The sequence below is a fragment of the Wolbachia endosymbiont (group A) of Cydia amplana genome, assembly GCF_964028495.1.
Taxonomy (GTDB): Bacteria; Pseudomonadota; Alphaproteobacteria; order Rickettsiales; family Anaplasmataceae; genus Wolbachia; species Wolbachia pipientis.
In genome coordinates this window covers 256,613-280,500 of record NZ_OZ034792.1, presented here as the reverse complement: position 1 = coordinate 280,500, position 23,888 = coordinate 256,613, and the positions used below count along the sequence as shown (strand labels likewise).

The 23,888-nt window shown below is 35.1% G+C and carries 18 protein-coding genes; 10 read left to right on the top strand and 8 right to left on the bottom strand.

The genetic code is table 11. The annotated features are described in order from the left end of the window. Positions 1-117: 117 nt before the first annotated feature. Complete coding sequence (locus ABWU40_RS01395) at positions 118-1,392, top strand: metallophosphoesterase (protein ID WP_015588755.1); 1,275 nt, start codon at positions 118-120, stop codon at positions 1,390-1,392. A gap of 27 nt (positions 1,393-1,419) precedes the next feature. On the opposite strand, the gene dnaA is transcribed toward ABWU40_RS01395, so the two are convergent. Next, positions 1,420-2,802, bottom strand: coding sequence for a chromosomal replication initiator protein DnaA (gene dnaA / locus ABWU40_RS01390; protein ID WP_010962298.1), 1,383 nt, complete (start codon positions 2,800-2,802; stop codon positions 1,420-1,422). 326 nt (positions 2,803-3,128) lie between these two features. Here dnaA and ABWU40_RS01385 point away from each other — a divergent pair, with 326 nt between their 5' ends. After that, on the top strand, positions 3,129-3,866 hold the full coding sequence (locus ABWU40_RS01385; protein WP_015589514.1) for a glutamine synthetase: 738 nt from the start codon (positions 3,129-3,131) through the stop codon (positions 3,864-3,866). A gap of 3 nt (positions 3,867-3,869) precedes the next feature. Here the strand turns inward: ABWU40_RS01385 and ABWU40_RS01380 are convergent, their stop codons facing one another. Next, positions 3,870-4,610 (bottom strand): hypothetical protein, encoded by a 741-nt coding sequence (locus ABWU40_RS01380; RefSeq protein ID WP_353279238.1) that lies wholly within the window; start codon positions 4,608-4,610, stop codon positions 3,870-3,872. Between the two features lie 175 nt (positions 4,611-4,785). Between ABWU40_RS01380 and ABWU40_RS01375 the strand changes: the two genes are divergently transcribed. From ABWU40_RS01375 to ubiA, 5 genes are all read left to right on the top strand, one after another. After that, on the top strand, positions 4,786-7,860 hold the full coding sequence (locus ABWU40_RS01375; RefSeq protein ID WP_353279236.1) for an efflux RND transporter permease subunit: 3,075 nt from the start codon (positions 4,786-4,788) through the stop codon (positions 7,858-7,860). 88 nt (positions 7,861-7,948) lie between these two features. Continuing rightward, a complete protein-coding gene (nusA, locus tag ABWU40_RS01370) occupies positions 7,949-9,511 on the top strand; it encodes a transcription termination factor NusA (RefSeq protein WP_015589511.1) in 1,563 nt (520 codons plus the stop codon). 9 nt (positions 9,512-9,520) lie between these two features. Further along, complete coding sequence (gene infB / locus ABWU40_RS01365) at positions 9,521-11,845, top strand: translation initiation factor IF-2 (protein WP_353279234.1); 2,325 nt, start codon at positions 9,521-9,523, stop codon at positions 11,843-11,845. Between the two features lie 9 nt (positions 11,846-11,854). Beyond that, positions 11,855-12,253: a ribosome-binding factor A gene (locus ABWU40_RS01360; RefSeq protein WP_015589509.1), complete on the top strand. Its 399-nt coding sequence runs from the start codon at positions 11,855-11,857 to the stop codon at positions 12,251-12,253. A 3-nt stretch (positions 12,254-12,256) separates the two neighbouring features. Continuing rightward, entirely contained in the window at positions 12,257-13,114 is an 858-nt protein-coding gene (ubiA, locus tag ABWU40_RS01355) for a 4-hydroxybenzoate octaprenyltransferase (protein ID WP_353279232.1), read from the top strand. 318 nt (positions 13,115-13,432) lie between these two features. On the opposite strand, the gene ABWU40_RS01350 is transcribed toward ubiA, so the two are convergent. The 4 genes from ABWU40_RS01350 to ABWU40_RS01335 form a co-directional block, all read right to left on the bottom strand. Then, positions 13,433-13,609, bottom strand: coding sequence for a hypothetical protein (locus ABWU40_RS01350; protein WP_179945710.1), 177 nt, complete (start codon positions 13,607-13,609; stop codon positions 13,433-13,435). A 290-nt stretch (positions 13,610-13,899) separates the two neighbouring features. Then, positions 13,900-15,378 (bottom strand): UbiD family decarboxylase, encoded by a 1,479-nt coding sequence (locus tag ABWU40_RS01345; RefSeq protein WP_015589507.1) that lies wholly within the window; start codon positions 15,376-15,378, stop codon positions 13,900-13,902. Between the two features lie 87 nt (positions 15,379-15,465). Next, a complete protein-coding gene (locus tag ABWU40_RS01340) occupies positions 15,466-16,545 on the bottom strand; it encodes a Fic family protein (RefSeq protein ID WP_141456842.1) in 1,080 nt (359 codons plus the stop codon). 10 nt (positions 16,546-16,555) lie between these two features. Continuing rightward, positions 16,556-16,708 (bottom strand): hypothetical protein, encoded by a 153-nt coding sequence (locus ABWU40_RS01335; RefSeq protein ID WP_007548541.1) that lies wholly within the window; start codon positions 16,706-16,708, stop codon positions 16,556-16,558. Positions 16,709-17,039: 331 nt separating this feature from the next. On the opposite strand from ABWU40_RS01335, the gene ABWU40_RS01330 reads away from it, so the two are divergent. From ABWU40_RS01330 to ABWU40_RS01320, 3 genes are all read left to right on the top strand, one after another. Further along, a complete protein-coding gene (locus ABWU40_RS01330; RefSeq protein ID WP_141456844.1) occupies positions 17,040-17,798 on the top strand; it encodes a DsbA family protein in 759 nt (252 codons plus the stop codon). Between the two features lie 220 nt (positions 17,799-18,018). After that, entirely contained in the window at positions 18,019-19,212 is a 1,194-nt protein-coding gene (locus tag ABWU40_RS01325; RefSeq protein ID WP_353279229.1) for a hypothetical protein, read from the top strand. A gap of 53 nt (positions 19,213-19,265) precedes the next feature. Further along, positions 19,266-19,862 (top strand): TIGR02217 family protein, encoded by a 597-nt coding sequence (locus ABWU40_RS01320; protein WP_141456846.1) that lies wholly within the window; start codon positions 19,266-19,268, stop codon positions 19,860-19,862. Between the two features lie 130 nt (positions 19,863-19,992). Here the strand turns inward: ABWU40_RS01320 and ABWU40_RS01315 are convergent, their stop codons facing one another. Next, positions 19,993-20,781, bottom strand: coding sequence for a hypothetical protein (locus ABWU40_RS01315; RefSeq protein WP_015589502.1), 789 nt, complete (start codon positions 20,779-20,781; stop codon positions 19,993-19,995). A gap of 244 nt (positions 20,782-21,025) precedes the next feature. Further along, the gene (locus ABWU40_RS01310; RefSeq protein ID WP_353279227.1) at positions 21,026-23,680 is read right to left on the bottom strand and encodes a 2-oxoglutarate dehydrogenase E1 component; all 2,655 of its coding nucleotides are present in this window, start codon (positions 23,678-23,680) and stop codon (positions 21,026-21,028) included. Positions 23,681-23,888: the final 208 nt, after the last annotated feature.

Below are 23,888 nucleotides of genomic sequence, written 5' to 3'. Positions count from 1 at the left end.
CTGATACTAGAATAATTTAGAAATTGTTTGTATAATTTGATTATGAATTTTGTGATTATAAATTTTAATCATTTAAGATAACCTTACTACTAATTTTTAACTTAGGTTTTTATACAAATGAATATAGCTAATATCTTTATTTTTTTAGCTCTCTCTCTTATAACTAGCTTTCATTTCGTCCATGCACAAATATTATACACATGGTCTCAAGTTATCCCAGAAAATAAACTAAGCATACGCGCAATTACGGACAATGACATGTGTCCCATTGTTTATGTTGATGGCGAGGAAACAGAAATGCTGAATCGCAGCTCAATTAACAATGGTGATCATAACGAAACAGTTTGTGAACTGACAGTACAAACAAGTGCCAAAAACATTAGTATTGAGAATCTACGGGTTCCTATATTACCAAAAAAGGTTAATAAAATTGCTTTCATTGGTGACACGGGCTGTAGAATAAATATGTTATTTCAGCAGGAATGTAATTCGGTAGATAGCTGGCCTTTAAAAAAAAATTTAGATTCAATCGCCCTTCATAAACCAGATTTAATTATCCATGTTGGTGATTATCATTATAGACAAACAAAATGTAGAAATACAAAAAAGTGTGGCGATATTTATGGATACAATAAAGAAGTTTGGTACGCTGATTGGTTTGAGCCTGCAAAGGATATTTTATCACAATCCCCTTTCCTTTTTGTTCGTGGAAACCATGAGAGTTGTGATAGAGCTTATGAAGGATGGTTCAGGTATCTAGATTCATACCCCTTTTCGTCTGAAAAATGTGGAAACTTCGTTTCTAGTTGGTCCTTAGATGCTGGACCGATGAAATTTTTTATCTTCGACTCTTCATCCGGTGAGGATATTTTTACAACCCAAAGCACAATTGATGCTTTTGAGAGGCAATTTGATAAATTGATACAAAATAGTTCTGACAAGCCCATGTGGTTTTTAACTCATAAACCGCTTTGGAGATCTCCAAAAAAAGAATTTTTGACATTAAAAAGCCATGGTAATCTTACACAAATCGAAGCTTTTGGAGATAAATTTCCAAGCAATGTTACTACCATAGTTTCTGGCCACATTCATATAGCCCAGATTTTATTAATGGATAATGTTCCAGACCAAATTATAGTTGGAAACGGTGGTGCATCATTACACGCTCAAGATCAAGAATCTGTTTATCAAAATGTAGAATTTGACTATTTAAATGGTAAAAACTACTTAGCACACGAGGTTAGAAACTTTTTTGGCTTTGGCTTTGCAATACTAAATTTAGATGATCACGAATTTACCTTCTATAATCAACACAATAAGGAAATGTATTCTGCGAAGCTAACAGAAGATTTTAAACTTAAACGGATTAAAACTATAGTCGATTCATTTTAGGATTTGTTATTAGCTATTTTAAAAACGCTACTTAAACATTTTTTTTAATCGATTGATTTCATCAGCAAATTTTGAGTCGGTCTTTATAAAATTTTCTACTTGTTTTACTGCATGTATAACAGTAGCATGGTCTCTGCCACCAAAGTTTCTCCCAATATCTGGTAGGCTTTTTTGCGTAAATTTTTTGGCAAAATACATAGCTATTTGTCTTGGCCTTGCAAGACTGCGAAGCCTTCTATTGGATTGCATATCTGCAACCTTTATATTGAAAAATTCAGCTACTTTCTTTTGTATTTCTTCTATTGTGACTGACCTATGATTTGACCTAAGAAGATCGATTAGGGTTTCACTAGCTGATTCTACCGTCATACTTCTTCCAATTAATGAGGTATGGGTAACCTTATTTAATGCTCCTTCTAATTCTCTTATATTAGATTTTATGTTCCTTGCTAAAAACTCTAGGACATCTTTCGGAACATACATATTCATCTGCTCCACTTTTGCCTGCAATATACCAAGCCTTAATTCAAAAGTTGTTTCATTAATATCTGCCACCAACCCCCAACCGAGTCGTGATTTTATTCTTTCTTCCACTCCATCAAGATCACTAGGAGACCTATCAGCTGATATAACCAATTGTTTATTTTGGTCTATCAATGCATTGAAAGTGTGAAAAAATTCTTCTTGTGTACTATCTTTACCACTGATAAATTGCACATCATCTACCATCAATACATCTACTGATCTAAATTGCTCTTTAAATAACATAATATCTTTGCTTCGCAGCGCTGTAATATATTGGTACATGAATTTCTCTGCTGATAAATACACCACTTTTCTTTTTGCTGATGGGGAATTGACTATGTGCCAAGCTATAGCATGCATTAGATGTGTTTTACCAAGTCCCACTCCACCATATAGAAACAAAGGATTGCTGCCTAATATTGGATCTATAGATTCTGCCACACGCTTTGCCGCCGTAAATGCTAATTCATTTGGCTTTCCCACTACAAAATTATCAAAGGTGAACCTTGGATCCAGCGGCGAACCAAGATTATGATTACTTTCCTCTCTGTTTTTTAGTATAACATTAAAATTTGAATTCCTCTCCTCAATTACTTGAATATCAATAGAACGTATACTTTTATCTTCGCTTTGCCATAATGATAATATTTTTTTCATGTAATGAACTGTAATCCACTCTTTTATAAACCTTGTTGACACGGATAAAAGAACTTCCCCATTTCTGCTACTGACAAATTTTAGTGAACTCAGCCAGCTATTATATGTTGCTTCTCCATAAAGATTATAAAGACAATTTTGGATTTTTTCCCAAGTAACATTGTGATCCGTTACTGTAATAATCTGATCAAAAAACATAGTAGAAACCTTAGGGCTAGTTAAGTTCATATACCACACCAAGAAAAAAGCAATAATTAGAAAAATATAAGATAATCAATAGCCTACTGCAAAATGAAAAGCTAATACTACTTAATACATACTAAAAATTATGGTGATTTTTTGATGGGTTGTAAAGGGTATAAAAACATTAAAATTGATCATTTTTATTTCAAAAAAATGAAAAATTTGTAAATGTCGCTTGTATCGAGGATTAGAAGCATGCTATTAAAAACAGTAATACATTATGTATAAATAAGATGTTAAATTTACTGGCAAATAAGTAAAGTATTCATATAAATATAGCTAACCTAATATAGATTTACTGAAGCAAATTTATGATTATATTAAGTAATTTGAGTTGTTATGCTGTATTAGGTATTGAACTAGAGTTTTACATTGAAGGAATAGAAAAAGAATACTTATTTCTGAATAGCATCAAAAATAAAATAGCATCTCTTGAATTTTCTTGCGAGAAGGAGAATTCTACACATCAGTATGAGATAAAAAGTGGTTGTTATACGAACTCCTACAATTTAATTAAGCATTTTGAGTTAGCAAAACAATCACTTACTGAAACAGCACAAAAACTAGGTGGGAATGTTTCTTTTAAAGCAAAGCCTTATTTGGATAGAGCAGGCAGTGCATTAAATGTGCATGTTAATCTCGTGAATTCAAATAACGGTAACTTATTTTATATCAATGAGCAAAAGTACAGTGACTATCTGATTCATAGTATTGGTGGATTATGTGCAATGATGAAAAAACATATGTTGTTTTTTGCTCCAAATGATGATTCATATTTAAGATTTCAGTATCCGGATATTCACACTCCAACTACGATTAGTTGGGGAGTAAATAACAGAACTGCTGCGATAAGAATTCCCTATTTTGGCAACGATTTCAAAAGATGCCGCCTAGAGCACCGCGTTCCCGGAGCAGATTGTGACCTTGAAAAAGTACTCACAGCAATAATTGAAGGTATGGTTTTTGGTATAGAGAACAAAATTGCTCCGCCAAATAGGGTCTACGGCATTGCATCTGATCCTCAATATGAGATGGAGAGGTTAATATAACAACTATCTATCAAATCCTAATCCGTTAAACCCCTTTTGGGTAATTGGCTGTTTTAGCATTTTTTTTACATCATTATCTACATTTTTGCACTGTAATAGCAAGTCTAAAGCAGATAGTTTCTGCGTGCTTTTAGATTCAAGCTCTAGATTGCTTAACACTTGCCCAGGAAGTGGATTACCAGGCACATCGATGTGCTCAGGAAGAGGTTTCATCTGATTCTTTATAGAGCTAGAGTTATTTTGTGTAAGAGTTTTATCATTTAGCATGCTAAGAATAATTTCCTCAGGCACTACCATAGTTTTTGTATAATCAACAGGATTACTATTTTCAGCATCTATAGTCACATGAATTGGTTCGCCAAACGCATTTATAGGACCACCAAGTGATCCTTTCTCCATGCGTTCTTGTGCTCTTTTCCTTATTATTTCTTCTTCTAACTCAGTTTCAGTTTTTTCTGGTTCTTTTGCGGTATCTTTTTCTTCACCTTCATCAACACTGCTATACCCTTCATCTTCTGAAACTTTCTCTCCTGAAACACCAGTAATTTCAGGCTGTTCTTTTTTAGTTCTTATTTTATGAATCAGCGAAAGTAATAAGTAAGTAACTGCAGCAGCAGAAACGATAATGGCTATCTTTGCGGCAATGTGGATTGCTGTTAAAAATATTAAAGCTGATAAAGCTCCAGCTAATCCAGACACAATAACTTTATTTTTGCCTTTTGTTATATTTAGAATTGCCACCATAATAACCTCTCAAATACTGTTCTAGAATTATTATACAGGAATTTTCTTATACTTGCAATTTTGCGAAAATTTTAATTATTTGCATAAAGTTTTAAAGCTACACAAGGATTAATTAATATGCAATGTATCTCGACTATAATATTGTACAAACACACATATTCAGCTAACATTCAACATGCAGAGCTTACTCATAGAACGAAACAGGGCGGTGGTATTATTACTTATAGTAATTTTTATCTTCGGTTCATACGCTTATATAAAAATGCCAAGGGAAAGCAATCCTGATATACAGATTCCTATAATCAGCGTGTTTGTTGGACTTCCTGGGATTTCTGCTCAAGATAGTGAAAAGCTATTAGTGCTTCCTATAGAAAATGAACTAAGATCCATCGAAGGTGTAAGAGAATTGAGAGCTTTTGCAACTAATGATGGTGCTCACATGATACTCGAATTTGGAACAGAGTATGATAATAAAGAAGTGCTCGATAATGTTCGTTCAAAGCTTTCAAACATAAAATCGAAGTTACCTTTTGAAGCGGAATCTCCGATAATCAATGAAATAAACTTGAGCTTATTTCCGATACTCAATGTCGGCTTAATTGGTAATTTGCCAGAAAGAGCCTTAACTGAAATAGCACGCAAGCTAAAGAAAGAAATAGAATCTCTGCCAAATGTTCTCAAAGTTGAAGTGGCGGGTATGCGTAAAGAAACAGTGGAAGTTATAATTGAGCCCACAGTTCTAACAAAATATAACATTCAATCAAACGAAATATTCCAAGCTATATCAAGCAATAATAGACTAGTGGGAGCTGGATCACTGGAAAATGACACCGGTAAATATTCGATTAAAATATCAGGATTACTAAAAGATATAGAAGATATTATGAATATTCCTATTAGATCTCAAGGCGATGCAGTTTTGAGAATAAAAGATATAGCAAAAGTATACCCTAGGTTTGAAGATCACCAAGGGTTTGCTCGCATTAATGGATTACCTAGTGTCGTGCTAGAAATTTCAAAACGTAACGGAAAAAACATAATAGACACAGTAAATCAAGTAAAATACTTAATGGATAAGGCAAAAGATCAATTACCTGAAAATTTAAAAGTGGTGTACTTAAACGACCAGTCAAAAAACGTCCGCGATGTGCTTGATGACTTGGAAAACGGCATAATATTTGCTGTGTTGTTAATATTGATCATAATGATGCTTTCTATGGGAACAAGGATTGCTATTCTTGTGGCACTCTCGATACCCGGTTCCTTTCTCATTGGGATAATAGCTCTTTACTTTATGGGTATAACCTTAAATATCGTTGTGCTCTTCAGTTTAATTATGGCTGTTGGCATGCTGGTTGATGATGCAATTGTGATCAGCGAATATGCCGATAGAAAGATGATCTGCGGAATGGGCAAAGTAGAAGCCTTTCACACTTCAGTTCGTGATATGTTTTATCCGGTCTTATCATCAACGTTAACTAAATTGGCAGTGTTTTTTCCTTTACTACTCTGGCCTGATACTGTGGGAAAATTCATGCAGTATATACCAATTACAATAATTTTAACTTTAACCGGATCGCTCATTATGGCTCTGGTTTTTATACCAACACTTGGTGCAATCTTTGGAAAGCCATCAGTAACTTCAAAGGAAGAAATTGAAAAAATGAATGCTATCGAAAGTGGTGAAATAAAAAATGCTGGGCCTATAATAAGAGCTTACGTACGAATGCTAGAGAAGGTTTTGGATCATCCTAAAAAATTCGTATGTGCTACTGTATTCGTTTTGTTTTCATTTAGTGTGCTGTACTTTACTTTTGGTCCTGGAGTAAAGTTTTTTCCGAAAGTGGATTCAGATAATATTTTAATCAGTGTTAAAGCAAAAGAAAGCTTATCAGCCAAAGCACGAGATCTGATACTCAAAGAAGTGGAAGAACGCATTTTGAGCATTGAAAAAGAAATTCATGTTTCTTATGCTAGATCAGGAGCATTTTCAGACAACGTTATCGCCAGAATACAACTAGAACTTATGGATTGGCGCTTCAGGCGCAAAGCTAAGCACATACTAAATGATATAAGGAGCAGTGTGCAAGACATGAAAGGAATAATAATTAATGTTCAAGAGGAAAAGCCAGGACCGTCGGCTGACAAGCCAATACAAATCAACCTCAGCGGGAGTGCATCCAGTTTGAATTTAGCAGCAGAGAAAATTCTAGAAATTATGAACCAACCTTCATCCGGGTTTATAAATATTCAAGATAGCAGATCAGCACCTGAAATAGAGTGGAATATGAGTGTTGATAAGAATAAGGCTACAAGCTCTGAAGTAAGTGTTGCAACCATTGGCGATTTTATAAAGATGGTTACAAATGGAGTGTTGATTGGAAAATATAGACCAAATAACACGGATGAAGAAATCGATATTGTACTCCGTTTCCCTGGAAAGGATCGCAACATGAAGACTATAGACAATCTTTTTATCAATACAGTTAATGGCCCGTATCCTATGAGCAATATAGTAAAATATGCTCCCGAAAAAAAGGTAAACAAACTAAACAGGATTGATGGATTACGCACAGTGACAATCTCTGCTGACGTTGATACTGGCTATCTTGTTGATGAAAGAGTAAAGTTCATTCAGAATTCTATTGCCCAGGATTGGGACAAGGGAGTAAAAATTGATTTTAAAGGCGACAAAGAAGATCAACAAAAATCAGGAGCATTTTTGTTAAAGGCTTTTATATTAGCGATTACACTAATGATATTGGTATTAGTGACACAGTTTAATAATGTATACCATACATTTATCGTAATGACAGCAGTGTTTTTATCCACAACATGTGTGTTTTTTGTTTTCTTTCTTATCCAACAAGTTTTCGTAGTTGTTATGTGTGGAGTGGGGATAATTGCTTTGGCAGGAATTATAGTAAATAATAACATACTATTGCTTGATGCCTTTCATCACCAAATTAAGGTACACAAAAATGACATCAAGCGATGTGTAATAAACGCTGCAATTTCTCGCGTTAGGCCAATATTGCTTACCGTTGCAACCACAGTTCTTGGTTTAATACCGATGATTACCAGGTTAAATATCAATTTTTTTACGCTACAAATCACATATGATGCTCCATCAAGCCAGTGGTGGGTTGACATTTCAACAACCATAGCAAGTGGAATATTGGCTGCAACGGTTTTAACTTTATTCTTTACTCCTGCGTTGCTTGTTATACAAAAACATGAAAAAACTTGACTTAAATTAGCAATCATTTAACATTTAAGATAGTGTTCTTTGCCCGTTGGAGCTATAATTATAACTAATTACATTGGATTTATTTATTATGATTGCTAATCGTAAAAGCAGTGTTAAGCAGAAAAGTAACAAGAATAACATAGTTGGAAGCCTTGATGTAATAAAAACAGCAGGAGAGCTTTCACTTCAAAAAGGTTTAGATTTTGATGTTGTAATAAAGGCACTAGAAAGTGCTATAGAAGCAGTGGCTCATCAAAAATATGGTAGCAAAAGTAAAATTGTAGTTGATATAGATAGAAACACAGGCAAAGTTACTTCATATAGAAAACTAAAAGTTATTGATGATGAATCAAATGAAAAAGAGAATACCGAGTGTGAATCAATTACGCTTACACAAGCTAAATTAATAAAAGGAGATGCAAAAGTTGGAGATACTGTTAGTGAATTACTCTCTCTTAACACTGATCTTGCTTCAGCAAGAATTGCCCAGCAAAAGATTGCTCAAATAATTAAAGATGAAGAGTCAAAAAAGCAATATGAGGAATTTAAAGATAAGGTGGGAGAAATAAGGTATGGTATTGTTAAACAAGTAGAATATTCAGATCTTATTATAGACATAAATGGCACTAGGGCATATCTTCCATTGCGAAATTTAACTGGTGGTGAATCATTTCGTGAAGGTGATAAGGTTAAAGCTTACATACAGACTGTTAAGCGCTCTGATGATGGACGTCAAATTATTCTTTCTAGGACTCATGAAGGCTTTTTGGAGGCATTATTAAATCAAGAAATACCAGAAATTGCTGACGGATTAGTGACAATTAAAGGTATAGCTAGAGATGCTGGTTCAAGGTCTAAGGTTGCCGTTTTCTCTCCCGACAAGAACATTGATCCAGTAGGTGCTTGTGTTGGAGTTAAGGGAGATAGAATAAAAACTATTATACACGAATTAAATGGTGAAAAAATTGACGTTATAAATTACTCCTCAGATTTGGGTCAATTTGTTATTAAAGCCATTACTCCTGCAGAAGTATCGAAGGTTATTATTGATGAAAATGAAAATTGCATAGAGTTAATAGTTGCTGAAGATCAATTGAGTTTAGCGATAGGAAAAAAGGGCCAGAATGTAAGATTAGCTTCAGAGCTTGTTGGATGGAAAATTGAGATATTAAGCACTCAGCAAGAATCAGAAAGGCGAAGTAAAGAACTTAGTCAATGTTCAGCTTTATTTGCTGAAGCTTTAAACTTAGAAGAGATTATGGGTCAGCTATTGGTAACAGAAGGTTTTTCAAGTGTAGAAGACATATCTAGCGCTTCAATTAAAGAGCTTGCTTCAATAGAGGGCTTTAATGAAGATATTGCAAACGAACTTCACAATAGAGCAAATAAGTACCTGAAAGCAGAAAATGATAGAAAAATAGAAGAGCTAAAAAGTTTAGGTATGGAGGATGATGTAATCAATTTAACTTTATCAATAGACAATAAAATTGCTCTTAGTAAGCATGATATTAAGACTTTAGAGGACATAGCAGATTTATCAAGTTATGAGTTTTGCAGCATACTCTCTTCCTCATCCGATAGCAAAGAAGATCTAAAAGATACAGTAGATTCAATAATCATAGAAGCACGTAAAAAGCTTGGATTAATATAATAAAATAATATGAATAATGAAGATATCAGTGATAAAAAATTAACGCTCCAAGGTTTAAGCAAGCTTAAATTAGACCTCAATTTAAACTCTTCAGCTAGCCCAAGTACTGGAGCTACAGTAGTAAAAAAAAGAAGAAAAAAATCTCATGATGCAGAAGAACATAATTTATTTGACGAGAGTAAATTAGGTTCTTTAACAGAGAAAGAACAAATTTTCCGCATTAATGCTGTGCAGAATGCTGCTTTGCTGAAAGAAAGAAATCAGAGAGAAGAAAAAGAGAAAACAGCAAAAGAAGACAGCAATAAAGAGATTGACGAGAAAAATGAAGCGGACGCTTTATCTAAGGAAATAAATAAGCAAGTTTTAAGTAATACCCACTTAGTTGAACCAAAAGAAGATAGTATTGACCATGAGGACAACGATAAAAAGTCTTTTAAAGTCAACAAAGATATATATTCTAAGCATTCTAAACTGGTAATTGCACAGGCAATAGATGAAAAAACTGAACAACCCCCTGTATTTAAGCAAAGGTTTGGTATAAGAGGTAGAAAGTCAAAGTTTACTAAGGGTAAAAATATATCAAGAGAAGTTATTATACCAGAAAAAATAACTATCAGGGAGTTATCTATTCGCATGGCAGAAGATAGCAAGAGTGTGCTAAAAATGTTCAAAGAAGAAGTCGGTGAGAGTTATAGAGTAGATGATCTGGTGGATCCAGATATAGCATGTGAAATAGTGGAAAAATTTAATCATACGGCTAAACGAGTGAGCGATACCAACAGAGAAAAAGATTTATTTTTTATAGAAGGCAGAGAAAGCCTGCCTAAAAAACCTAAACCACCAATCGTCACTTTTATGGGACACGTCGATCATGGTAAAACCTCATTGCTCGATGCATTTCGTGAATCTAATGTTGCAGAAAGAGAGTCAGGTGGCATAACTCAACACATAGGTGCTTATCAAATAATAACAAAAGATAAGCAAAAAATTACTTTCATTGATACACCAGGACATGAAGCGTTCACTGCGATGCGTGCATGTGGTGCCAATATTACTAATATAGTTGTAATAGTAGTTGCAGCTGACGATGGAATCATGAAACAAACAGTTGAAGCAATAAATCATGCAAAAGCAGCAAATGTTTCTATTATAGTTGCTATTAATAAAATTGATAAATCTGAGCCTGGTGATGTGGAGAAAGTAATGAGTAGCTTACCTCAATATGATCTCATTCCTGAAGAGCTTGGTGGTGATGTTATGATTGTGCCAGTATCAGCAAAAAAGAAAACTAATTTAGATAAACTAGAAGAGACGATTTTGTTAATCGCTGAATTAATGAAGCTAGAAGCAATAGAAGATTGTCGAGCACTTGGATGGGTAATAGAATCCAAAATAGATAAAGCGAAAGGAATATCAGCTACATTGATAGTTGAGGAAGGAACGTTAAAGGTTGGTGATATATTGGTAGTTGGTACAACATACAGTAAAGTACGTAGTATGGTTAATCACCTTGGTCAAAGAGAAAAAGCAGCACTACCCTCCGCTCCAATTGAAATTACTGGTCTAAATGGTGTACCAAATGCTGGAGATAAATTTGTTGTTGTAAATTCTGAAAAGCAGGCGCGTGAAATTGTTGAATACAGGCTAGAGTTAATCAAGAAAAAGAAAGAAGATTTGGGCGACAATAATTTAGATATATTCAGTCGTAATAACAGCGAAACAGAAGAACTATCTGTAGTTTTAAAGTGCGATGTAACTGGTTCTATTGAAGCAATATCAAGTTCAATTGATAAACTCGGTAAAGACCAAGTGAAATTAAATATCCTACACAAAGCAGTAGGAGGGATAACAGATTCAGATGTGCTGCTTGCAGAAGCATCAAGTGCAGTAATTTTAGCTTTTAATGTAAAAGTGGACTCAAAAATAAGGGACTTGGCAAAACAAAAAGGTATAGAAATACATACTTATAACATAATATACGAGCTCATTGACGACATGAGAATGTATTTAACTAAAATGTTAAAGCCTGTTACACGAGAGGTTCGTGTTGGTTCTGCATCTGTAAGGCAAATATTTAATGTATCTAAAGCTGGTAATATCATTGGATGTTATGTAAGTGATGGAGTCATAAAAAAAGATTCTTTAATTAAGGTAGTGCGTGGTGGCAAATTGGTGCATGAAGGAAAGTTAAAAGCAATACGTAGATTTAAAGATGATGTTAAAGAAGTAGGTGTAAACTTTGAATGCGGAGTATCACTAGAGGGTAATATCGATATTAAAGTTGGAGATATTTTGGAAGCTTATCAATTAGTGCAAGAAGAAAGGGTGTTATAGTAGCTGGATATGAAAAAGGAAATTAGAAACCTAAAGATAGCATCGGTATTGCATAGAGCAATATCAAGAATTCTAATGGAAGGTAAGGTGTTCAATAAAAATGTAGCGGTATCTGACGTAAAATTAAGTAAAGATTTGAAAAAAGCAGATGTATATATTGTGTTATCTTCATTGAATATTCAAGTAGCTGACTACTTAGATCCAGAAAAAAGACGCACTGGAGATCCTTCTGAGAATAATTGTGATCTTAACACCGTTGTTAATGAAATGAACCAATCTGCATGGTCAATACGTAAATCTATACTGTGTTATGTTGATTTGCGATTTATACCTGAACTAGTTTTCAAGCCTGACTTAGCGTTCGATAATTTTGTTAATGTAAGCAAAATATTACATAATCACACTTAATTAATGCATTTCAATCGTTACTTTTCATTAATGAGGTTGCACAGTTTAACGGGTTTGTGGCTTGTGCTATTTCCCAGTTTGAGCGGTATTCTTTTAGCCTCAACTTCTCTATCGTATCAGGTTCTTTTTCTCCTTGTTTTGTTTACTATAGGTGCATTTTTAATGAGACCCGCAGGGTGCATAATCAATGATATCTTCGATAGAAAAATAGATGCGCACGTTGAACGAACAAAATATAGGCCACTTGCAAGTGGTGCATTAAACATAAAGCAGGCTTTAGCTTTACTTTCACTGCTACTGTCTATTGACCTGGTAATCTTATTATTAACTAATAAAACTACACTTATACTTGGAATAATCTCAATGTGTATGATAGCTACTTACCCTTTATTAAAGCGGTATGTTTGGTGGCCACAATTGTTCTTAGGGTTTACCTTCAATATGGGATCGCTCATGGGCTCAGCAGCAATAACAAACCAGATCAGTATAGAATCCTTGCTGTTTTATATAGGATGCGTCTTTTGGACACTTAGCTATGACACCATATACGCCCATCAAGATAAAAAAGATGATGAAAAACTCGGGATGAAATCTACCGCATTATATTTTGGTGATACAACAAAATCTTGGTTGAAAAGATTTTATTCAATATCTCTTATGACGTGGCTATATGCTGGTATTTTATCATCATTAAATAACATTTTTTATATTGCTCTACTTGCCGTAGGGTTCATATTTCACCGCCAATACAAAAATTTCAATCCTGACGATCCCAGTCAATGCATGTCCATATTTAAAAATAATTCCTACGTAGGGTTGCTTCTCTTTTTTGGCATCCTTTTAGATAGAATTATCACCTAGGTCTCAAGAGTTTTGGCTCTAATGAAGTCAATAAACTCAGGTACTCGCAGAAACGAAAATTGCTTGACACCCTTCGCCAGCGCCCTTATCATGATAGTGAAGCTATTGTATTTGCTTTCGCCAATCTGCAGATTAAAAGGTAAGGATTACTTAATGTATCGGCGTCTTATGTTCAATTTTTTGCAGTATATAGATACTGTATGTCTTTACAAAACTTCATCTACATCTAGATTTTTATCTAAATAAGCTGAACGCGCTTATAAAGCGTTACAAGACATCAAAAAATGCCAATACTCGACAGAGATAGTAAAAGACTAGCTAACTTGGGGATTCTTTGTCTTTTTTTCTGCTTAGTAAATTTCTTAAACATTTGCAGCGTAAGTTAGTTGCAATTAAAAGCGGCTGAATCTCGCTTGTCAAGCGTTTAAAACATAAAAAACGCCAATATTTTAAAGCGGATAATAACCCCAGGGCTTCTTTTGCCTTTTTTTTCATTTGGTAAATTTCTTAATATTTACAGCTAAACAACAACCGTCATCCCTAAGTATCCCGCTGCTTGTTAGCGGCTGAGATACCGCGAATGAATCGCGGTATGACGGTTCGCGGCAGGATGACGATAAGCTCGTCATCCCACTACTTGTTAGCGGCTAAGAGATACCGCGGCGGTATAGCTATAGGATGACAAAAAAAGGGCACTGTGACGAACTTAAATCACAATTATCAGTTAATGCTAATTACGGCATTATAAAAAACGCCAAACTTTTTTCTGCTTTTATGCAAGAAGTCTAGTCCATATATTCCTCCCACTTTTCCGTGACTTTTCTTACTATTTCCTCACTCATCTCAATTTTCTTTCCCCACTCTCGTTTGGTTTCAGGCGGGATTTTATTTGTCGCATCAAATCCCATTTTACCTCCAAGTCCACTTTCAGGGGAAGCAAAGTCTAAATAATCAATAGGTGCATTTTCTATCATGATTGTATCACGCACAGGGTCCATCCTCGTTGACATTGCCCACATCACTTCCTTCCAATCACGTATATTTATATCATCATCAACAACGATAATAAACTTCGTGTATAAAAATTGCTTTAGAAAGGAAAGTATGCCCATAACAATTCTTTTTGCCTGCCCTGGATAGGATTTTTTTATCGACACTACCGCTATTCTATATGAGCAACCTTCCGGTGGCAGATAAAAGTCCACTATCTCTGGAAATTGATTGATAAGAATGGGCACAAAAATTTCATTGAGTGCTTCACCAAGAATCGATGGTTCATCAGGTGGCTTGCCAGTGAAAGTGCTAAGATATATCGGGTTTTTACGCATAGTAATTGCAGTAATATTAAATTCAGGAAATTGCTCAACAGAATTATAGTAGCCGGTGTGATCTCCGTATGGCCCTTCGTCTTGATATCTATCCAAACTCACATAGCCTTCCAGAACGATTTCCGCGTGAGCTGGTACTTGAAGTGGAATAGTCCTACAATTTACCAGCTCAAGCGGCTTCTTTCGCAGCAGTCCAGCAAATTGGTATTCTGACAATGTTTCTGGCACTGGAGTTACTGCAGCAATAATCGTTGCAGGATCACTACCGATCACAGCAGCAGCAGGAAATTTCATATTTTGTTCCTTCTCTTTCCATCGTTTGTGGTGAGTTGCGCCACCTCTTTGTGCAAGCCAACGCATTAGTGTTGTTTTTTTATCTATAACCTGCATACGATATATTCCAAGATTAAAATTATCTTGCTTTTCTTTCGTGGGTCCTTTTGTTACCACAATCGGCCAGGTGATAAGTGGTGCAGGTTCATTTGGCCAGCATGTTTGAATGGGCAGTAGACTTAGGTCCACTTCATCTCCGGTTAGCACTACCTCTTGACATGGAGCCTTGCTCACGACTTTACTTCGCATCGATAACACGACTTTCAACAAAGGAAACATTTTTATAGCATCCTTAAAGTTTTTTGGCGGCTCAGGCGATTGCAAAAATGCTAAAAGTTTACCAAGATCTCTTAGTTCATCAGGATTTATGTTCAACCCCAATGCAATCCTCTTAATAGTACCAAATAAATTCACCAAAACTGGAATCGAATTTTTGCCATTTTCTGTGATAACATTTTCAAAAATGATCGCTGGCCCTTTGCTTGACAAAACTCTGCGATGAATTTCTGTCATTTCAAGAACTGTTGAAACTTCCTCCTTAATCCTAATCAGATCTTTTTTTTCTTCTAAGGCTTTGATGAAGTCGCGTAAGTTGTTGTACATATTCCAGTTTTTAAAATTTTAAGTTTATATCTAGTTTTCAAGCACTTTATTGAAATTTGACCTATGCACTGTCTAGCGAGCTTTCAGTTAATTTGAGATCAAATCTTCATATTGCTTACTAAGTTTGTATTTCCTTCCTCTATTGGAAAAATCTACAATCTTGATAAACCCCATTTCCACCCACTTTTTACAAAGTTGCGCACTAGTACGAGGCTTAAAATTAAATAGTTCGCCAACCTGACTAGCTGTAATAGCGGAAAACTCCTGGAAGAGCTCAAGAGCTTTGCGTTGTTTAGGATCAAGTTTACGTATAAGATCAGTCTGATCAGTGTGGTATTCTTCTTCATTTATACGTTGTAAAACGTTCTCAAATGAATTTGCCATACCTTCTACGAAATACTCCACCCACTTAGTGATATCTGCTTCAGCTCGTCCCATATAATAATTGTGCGATGGACCTACACTGATTGCCTCATAATAAGCTCCTAGATTCTTAGCATAATATTCTTCCAATGAATAAAGCCCTTTTAGGTCATATCCACCAAGGTGTAAAATTAATGTAGTCAACAATCTTGCAGTACGACCATTACCGTCATAGTAAGGGTGAATTGTTACAAATTGATAATGAGCAATACCTGCAATAATTGGGCAAGGCACTTGCTCACTGTCACGAATCCAATCAATCATACTGCTCATGAGCTTTGGTACATCCTTTGCTTCAGGGGGCATATAAATTATTGCACGTGTACGGCTATCACGAATAACGTTTTGACCATCACGATAAGAGGTTGGCTTCACTTTAGATTTTCCACTCGCCATTACTAGGGCATGAAGCGTTTGAATGGCTTTCTCAGTAATAGGGATCGTTCTCGCTGCCCATTGTTCAACTTGGGTTAAAGCTGCATAATATCCTTTAACCTCATTTTCATCTCTCCTATATTTTGGAAAGTGGCTTTTACCACTTAAAACCTCTTCAATCTGTTTAGGCTCAAGTCGATTTCCTTCAATCATAGTAGAATAGTGTGTGGTATAAAGCCGTGCAGTTTCACGAAGGGACGAGAGCATCGATACAGTGAGTGGCAAATGTAACACTTTTTCTTTTGCTGCTTCAATCCTCATAAGGCAATTAGCAATTTTAGAAGTAATCGTATAATTTGGCATCGGCATAATATCTGCATTACATTACTTCTATATTATGCTGATAAAATGCAGATAATACAACATTTACACGACGCCGACCATAAACAGCAATAAATTCGGCTGATTGAGAAAGAAGTTTGTCTTGTAGAATAGCTATTTCTTTTTCTCTGCCAATTATTGGTTCACTCATATGTTTATTCCGCGGAGTTTGTTGAAATTATACACAGCGGAATAAAATTATCAACTTTGTTTTACCGCCATGTTTACAGCGCGGCGGTAAAAGATAGAGCATCTCATAATTGGCTATTCTGGGGGTAGTTTGGTCACCTACATTATCAAGTCTTCTGATGAACTTTGTGACAATATACCTAATCATTGTACGTAAAGTTTGTATTCGAGGCAAAACTGACTATAAAATACACTTGATATAAATGTTTTTATATATTAACATTAGATGCTTCTTTTAATATATAGATAAATGTGTACTAAAAGTTTTATATTGTAGGTTCTTTAATAAGTATATGTCTAGAATATCGTTTTCATTGATTCTTATACTGGCAGTAGCAAGTTTACCAGTAATAAACAATTGGCTTTCACACCGCGGTCAAACCCTAACCGATGACCAAATAAGTACGAGATTAGATGATTATATCAGTAGAAATTTTGATAAGATCGTAAAAACTCTCAAAGAGGAGTCGATTAAAAGTAGTTACGCTGCTCGAGATAACGCGACTAAAGGTAAAATTTTACAGTACAAAAATGAAATATTCGACTCCGCTTATCCTTACTCAGGAAATGAAAATAGTAGTGTTATAGCTGTAGGCTTCTTTGACTATTCTTGTGGATATTGCAAAGCTATGAAGAATGATATAAAGCAGTTAATTAACGACGGTAAAATTAAGTATATCTTTAGGGATGCTCCAATACTTGGTAATGACTCTTTAAGGGCAGCAAAAAGCGCTTTAGCTGTTTACTTTATTGATAAAGAAAAATATTTCGATTTTCACTATTCTGCTTTAAGTCACAAAGGAGGATTTTCAGACGAAAGCATATTGGATATAGTGAAAAGCATAGGGATTGATGAGGACGATTTTAATGATTCCATAAAAGATAACGCGGACAAAATTGAGCAAATGATAAACAACAGTAGGCTTCTAGTAAGAGATTTGGGAGTAGGTGGTACACCTTTTTTAATAATTGGGGATAGTCTGTTTGTAGGAGCAACTGATTTAAATATACTACGCAAAAAAGTAGATGAATTAAGTCACAAGCAAGGCTAGTTTCAATTTGCCATAAAATTTTATTTTTTTTGCTTGACAACTCAAATGAACCTGAGTATAGTAACTGTGGGTGTGATAAGTAACGGCACGTAGAAGTGACACAGTAGCTCAAGAAAAGCAGGTGATGCCTATAGTCAAGCATAACCTCAGCCTGCAAAGATTGACTAATCCATTAAAAAGTGTTAAACTCAATATATAATTACCATTCTGGAGTTACAATATGAAAGAACCTAATTATACAAGAGAACCAATTGCTCTTTTTCGACAAATCAAAGAAAAGAAAAAATCAAGTAATTTATTGCATAATTTAAAGAGTGCTTATTCTAAAAAACTAAAGATAGGGGCTGCTCTAAAGACAGGGGATTGCTTTTTTGACTCCGTGGCTCAAGGGTTGAATGAGTTAAAACCTGGTCATCGTTTTACCGCAAAATCATTAAGAAAAGATTGTGCAGATTATGCTGAAAACAAAAAGGACTCACGATGGGTTTTTGATGAAATAACAAAAAATATTGCTGAAGGATATGCTGTACCTATGATAGGTTCAAATGGAAATGTAATGAAAGATAACCAGAACAATATTATACCAGACAATATTGCATCTTTTGATAGATATTTAAAAGATATTAGAAGTATGGCTACAGAAGCTAGCCTACCTATATGGGGTCGCCCAGGGATTGAAGGGAGAATGATATGTGATAAGTATGAAGTGGAGCTTGATATTTATTCAATAGAGGAAGATAGTCAAAAAGTTACAGTAACTAAAATTACAGCACATGATGATGATCTAGAAGTTTTTATACAAGGTGTGAATCTTGATCAATTAAAGATAGATAATAGTAAAAAAACTGTAGGAGTAGTGAATTACATGCAACATTTTGTACCACTCCTTAGTGGAATTTCTGAAGATATAAAAGAAGATCAACAAGTTTCTAGTGAAGCAATTCTTGGCACAGGTAAAAGAGTTCCTACTTCTGATCAATCAGAGAAAGAAGTACAACAAGAAATAATTAATATCAACACTAGTGCGCCGGTTTTACAAATTTACACAGATAAAAAAATCCCTTCCTCTCATCAGCAAGAACAAAAAACACAACAAAAAGAAATACAAAAAAAATTAATCAATAGTTACAGGAAAGAGGCTATTTATGTAATAGCTACTGTAATAACAGCTATAGCATTCACAGCATCTGCTATAGCTGCTATCATTACTCAAGCAATTCCTTTTGCATGTCTTGCTGGAACTGCTTTAGTCGCTGCATGTGTTTGTGTATATCAATTAACGCAGAGTCATAAAGACACTAACGAACTGAAAAGCGAGTTAGGAAAAGGTCAAGAAGATAATGCCCACACTTTCTTAGAGAAGGTGGGATTAAAAATGCACGATCTTATTAATAAAGCAATTTCAAAAGTTTAAGATTTTTCCTACTTTATCTACATCAACTCAACTTTATTTCTACAGGAGGGTATATGTCATTCACAGAAATTAGATTTCCAGAAAATATATCTTATGGTTCCGCTGGAGGACCGGAATTTTCCACTGACGTTGTAACAACTCATAACGGTTGTGAACAGCGCAACATCAATTGGTCTCATGCACGCACTAGATACAACATAGCTTACGGGGTCAGATCAAACGAGCAGCTACTAGAACTAATAACATTTTTTCATGCACGAAAAGGTAAAGCAATAGGGTTTCGTTTTAAGGATTGGTCGGATTTTATAGCCATCAACCAAGAGATTGGTATAGGAGATAACAAAAAAACGACTTTTCAGCTAATCAAAACTTATGTAAGTGGGGAAGATAAGCATATACGTATGATCAAAAAGCCAGTACATGGGACAGTAAAGATTTATTTAAATGGTAAAGAAGAGAGTGAATATTCAGTAAATTATTCAACGGGAGAAATAACATTCATGAAACCGCCAGTAAAAGATGCAATAATCACTGCGAGCTTCGAATTTGATGTGCCCGTGCGCTTTGATACAGATTACTTAAACGCTTCTATTGATGACTATGGAAGCAATAGCTGGAATAACATTCCACTAATAGAGGTGAAATTTTAGCTGTAAGCGAGCATAGATCTACATCATAGTAGGGCTACTAGTCACCATCAATTAAAAAAGTTAAGCACCACTGAGGCTCTATATTTAAATGAGCCTTAGTATATGCAATTATTTTAAACTTTATCACCAGCTATATACTACAATGTTGCTGAGCTTTGCTAACATTTACACTTGAAGCTTGGGGAGATTCTAGCTTAGTGCTTTCTCCTTCCTGCAAAATAGAAAGCTTCAACAATTCCTTTAGAGTTGATTTTGCAAGTGTTGTATCATCTTTGTTTAAGATGTAGTCTAGCATGTTGTTTTTCTGTAAGCGATTAACAAAATATCTATCTTCCTCATTAAGAACCTCTATCTTGTTAATACAAGATAATACTAAATCCGAATTCTTTGTTGCTAAAATTCCATTCAAAAAGATATCTAATTTTGTTTTGTCTTCAGTCAAGTCTCTAGCTAACCTATTTCTGATGTTATCATTATCAAGCACAGTGTACTCGAGGTACGAGCAAGGCTCAATAAGTATAAAGTCCTCTAAAGGCACTAGTTCTGGATAGGTGCCAGCGTAATCAAGTATGCCACACTCAGTAATACACCCTCCTTTTCTTATAACACAGCAATTGAGACGACCATGATACATTGATAACAAAGAAAAAAGACGTATTATACTTGTACCTCTATCTTTCATTTCCTCGAAAAGCTTCCTATCATTTATTAATTTGTGCAAAATGTAATCCATAGCAGGACCTGGTTTGCGGAAATGAAACATATTATTCTCTTCAAAAATGGCCTCAGCTAATTCGATAGATTTTTTATCCTCATCTACGAAAGCTTTTTCATTTCTATTTAACTGTATGATCTCAGCTTTGCTATCTCTGCGTAGACCAGTTCTCCTTATTAACATCTCAAATATTTTTGTATTCATATATATCCTATATTAGTTAAAGTAAATATTAATAATGTTTACTTTTTAAATAAAAATAAATGAAAATTTTAATAAAAATTATTTTTTTTTAATAGAATAAAAATCTTTTATATTTGCTTGAGTACCAAAAGGGCTTTATTGGTGTAATGCGTTTTCTATTGCGCCTGGCTGCAGCGCGTGATGCAACCGGATTCAAGTGTCAGCTACTTTTATAGCACCACTTCTGCTTCAATAACTGTAAATACTAAGCGATCTGTCTTAAAATCTCCTCTTGTTGCTGAGCATGGACACTAGCATAACCACATGCAGGAGATGCAGCAGCAGGTCTCGCGATACACTTAGGTCTTTTTGCTTGAATATCGAGATTGGACAACACTTCTTCTATCAATGGGTTGACAAAAAACCATCCTCCCATATTTTTTGGTTCTTCTTGACACCATATAATTTCAGCGTTTTTGTACTTTTCAAGTTCATTACTTAGTTTATCTGCAGGAAACGGATAGAATTGTTCTAAACGTATCACTGCTATATCGTTTATTTTTTGTGTTTCAAGCATTTCAATTATATCGTAATAAACTTTACCGCTGCATATTACAACTTTTCGTACTTTATCACTTGAAACTAAACCTTTTCTACATTCTGGAATCACCGTGAGGAATTTTCCTTCAAAATCGGATAAGTTAGAAACTGCTCTTTTATGACGCAGTAGTGATTTAGGTGTAAACACTACTAAAGGCTTGCGAAAGTCTCTATGCATTTGTCTGCGTAAGACATGGAAGTAATTCGCCGGAGTGGAACAATTAACTACCTGCATATTATCCTCTGCGCAGAGTTGCAAAAATCTCTCTATACGTGCGGAGCTATGCTCAGGTCCCTGTCCTTCATAACCATGAGGCAGCAATAAAACTAGACCGCTTGATCGCAACCACTTTGTTTCTGCAGATGCGATAAACTGGTCGATCATAATTTGTGCACCATTTGCAAAATCACCAAATTGCCCTTCCCAGAGCACCAGTGAATACGGGGAATCAAGACTATATCCATATTCAAAGCCCATTACAGCATACTCTGATAAAGCGCTATCTATGACCTCAAAGTGAGCTTGCTTTTCATTTATATTGTTTAGCGGAATAAACGCTTCTTCTGTTACCTGATCAACAAGCCTTGAATGACGGTGCGAGAAAGTTCCACGACCAGAGTCTTGTCCTGATAAACGCACTCCTATTCCTTCTGTGAGCAGTGATGCAAACGCAAGACTTTCGGCAGTTGCCCAGTCTATATTACTACCGGAATTTATGCTGTCTATTCTGCCATCAAGTATTTTTCTAACCTTATTGTTAATATTAAAGCTACTTGGGATGTTGCTATTTATATGTACACCTAATTTTTTCAACTCATCTGGCGGAACACCAGAATCCGTGTAGTATTCGCTCAAATCGTTCAACTTTGCTCTTCTTAATTTTGACCACACTCCACCGAACCAGTCAGCTTTTTTTGGAGTATAAGCCGCTGATTCAGCAAGACTTTTATCTAATTTTGCCCTGAACTCACTGCGCAATTTATTTACCTCATCACCACTTAATACTTTCTCTGCGATCAACTTCTCTTCATACAGTGTTCCTGGAGTTTTATGCTTTGATATTACCTTATACATGAGTGGCTGAGTGAAATTCGGTTCATCACCTTCATTATGGCCATATTTGCGGTAACATATTATGTCAATCACTACGTCCTTTTTAAATTTCTGCCTATATTCCATCGCCAGACTTGTAGCAAAACTCACAGCTTCTGGGTTATCTCCATTAACTTGAAACACTGGAGCTTCTATTGATTTTGCTACATCAGTACAGTAAAAAGAGGATCGCGCACAACACGGATTAGCAGTAAAACCAACTTGGTTATTAATAACAATGTGCACAATGCCATCTACCTTATAACCTTCAATATTGCTTAAGGTTAGAGTTTCAGCAACCACTCCTTGGCCGATGAAAGCCGCATCACCATGAATTGATATGCCAAGCACAGATCTTATATTCTGTTTTGCTCTTATTCTTCCAGCCAAAACCGGATTTACCGCTTCAAGGTGAGATGGATTAGGGCATAAACTTAAATGTATTTTCTTACCACTGGCAAGTGTTTGATCAGAAGAGTAACCAAGGTGATATTTAACATCACCGGACACCTCAAGACCACCTGGATATGCAAGATTGCCTTGAAATTCAGATAGCATTGCCGCATATTCTTTGCCCATAACTTTGGTTAGAATATTGAGTCGTCCGCGGTGAGCCATGCCAAGAACTATTTCTTCAATACTAAAAGCTGCAGAATCACTAATGATTCTCTCAATTGCAACGATAGCTGATTCCCCACCTTCGATAGAAAAACGTTTATATCCAGGAAATTTCATATGGAGAAATTGCTCGAACATCTCAGATTCAATTAAGTGCCTCAGTATTTCCTTTTTATCTTGTGAACTCAGCGTATAGGTTTGATTTTCGATCTTTTCCTGCAGCCACATCCTCTCCTCATAAGAGGAGATATGCATAAATTCAAAACCGATGTTCTTGCAGTAAATATCTCTATAGATTCCAGCGTCACTTGCCGGATATAGATTCGAATATTTCTGATAATCTACTTCCTTATTCACATTGGGTGATAACGGATTAAGATCCGCAAAAAAATGACCGTAAGATCTGAAAAAATTTGCTAAACTAGAAACTGAATCATCCACCTTAGTTACATGTTGTGCACCGCAGGTCTCCGCTTTATTAACTTCTAAATTGCTTGAAAAAATTCTATACCAATCCTCCCCGATTGATTTATCACCCTGCAAATAACGGCTATACATTTCTTCCACAAATTCTGCATTATCACCATAAAGGCAGCTTAAACTCGACATAATCACTATAAAAAGTATCAAATACTTATAAGTATAACTTAAGTTTTTTAAAAAAGAACTTTTTTAGTTTCTATACGTCATACCGCGATTTAGCTGCTTTTTAATGCAACTAACCTTTAGTCATAAATGTTTAAGAAATTTACTAAACAGAAAAAAAGGCAAAAGAAACCCTAGGGTAGCTAATTATTCACTATCCATTTTTTAAGTT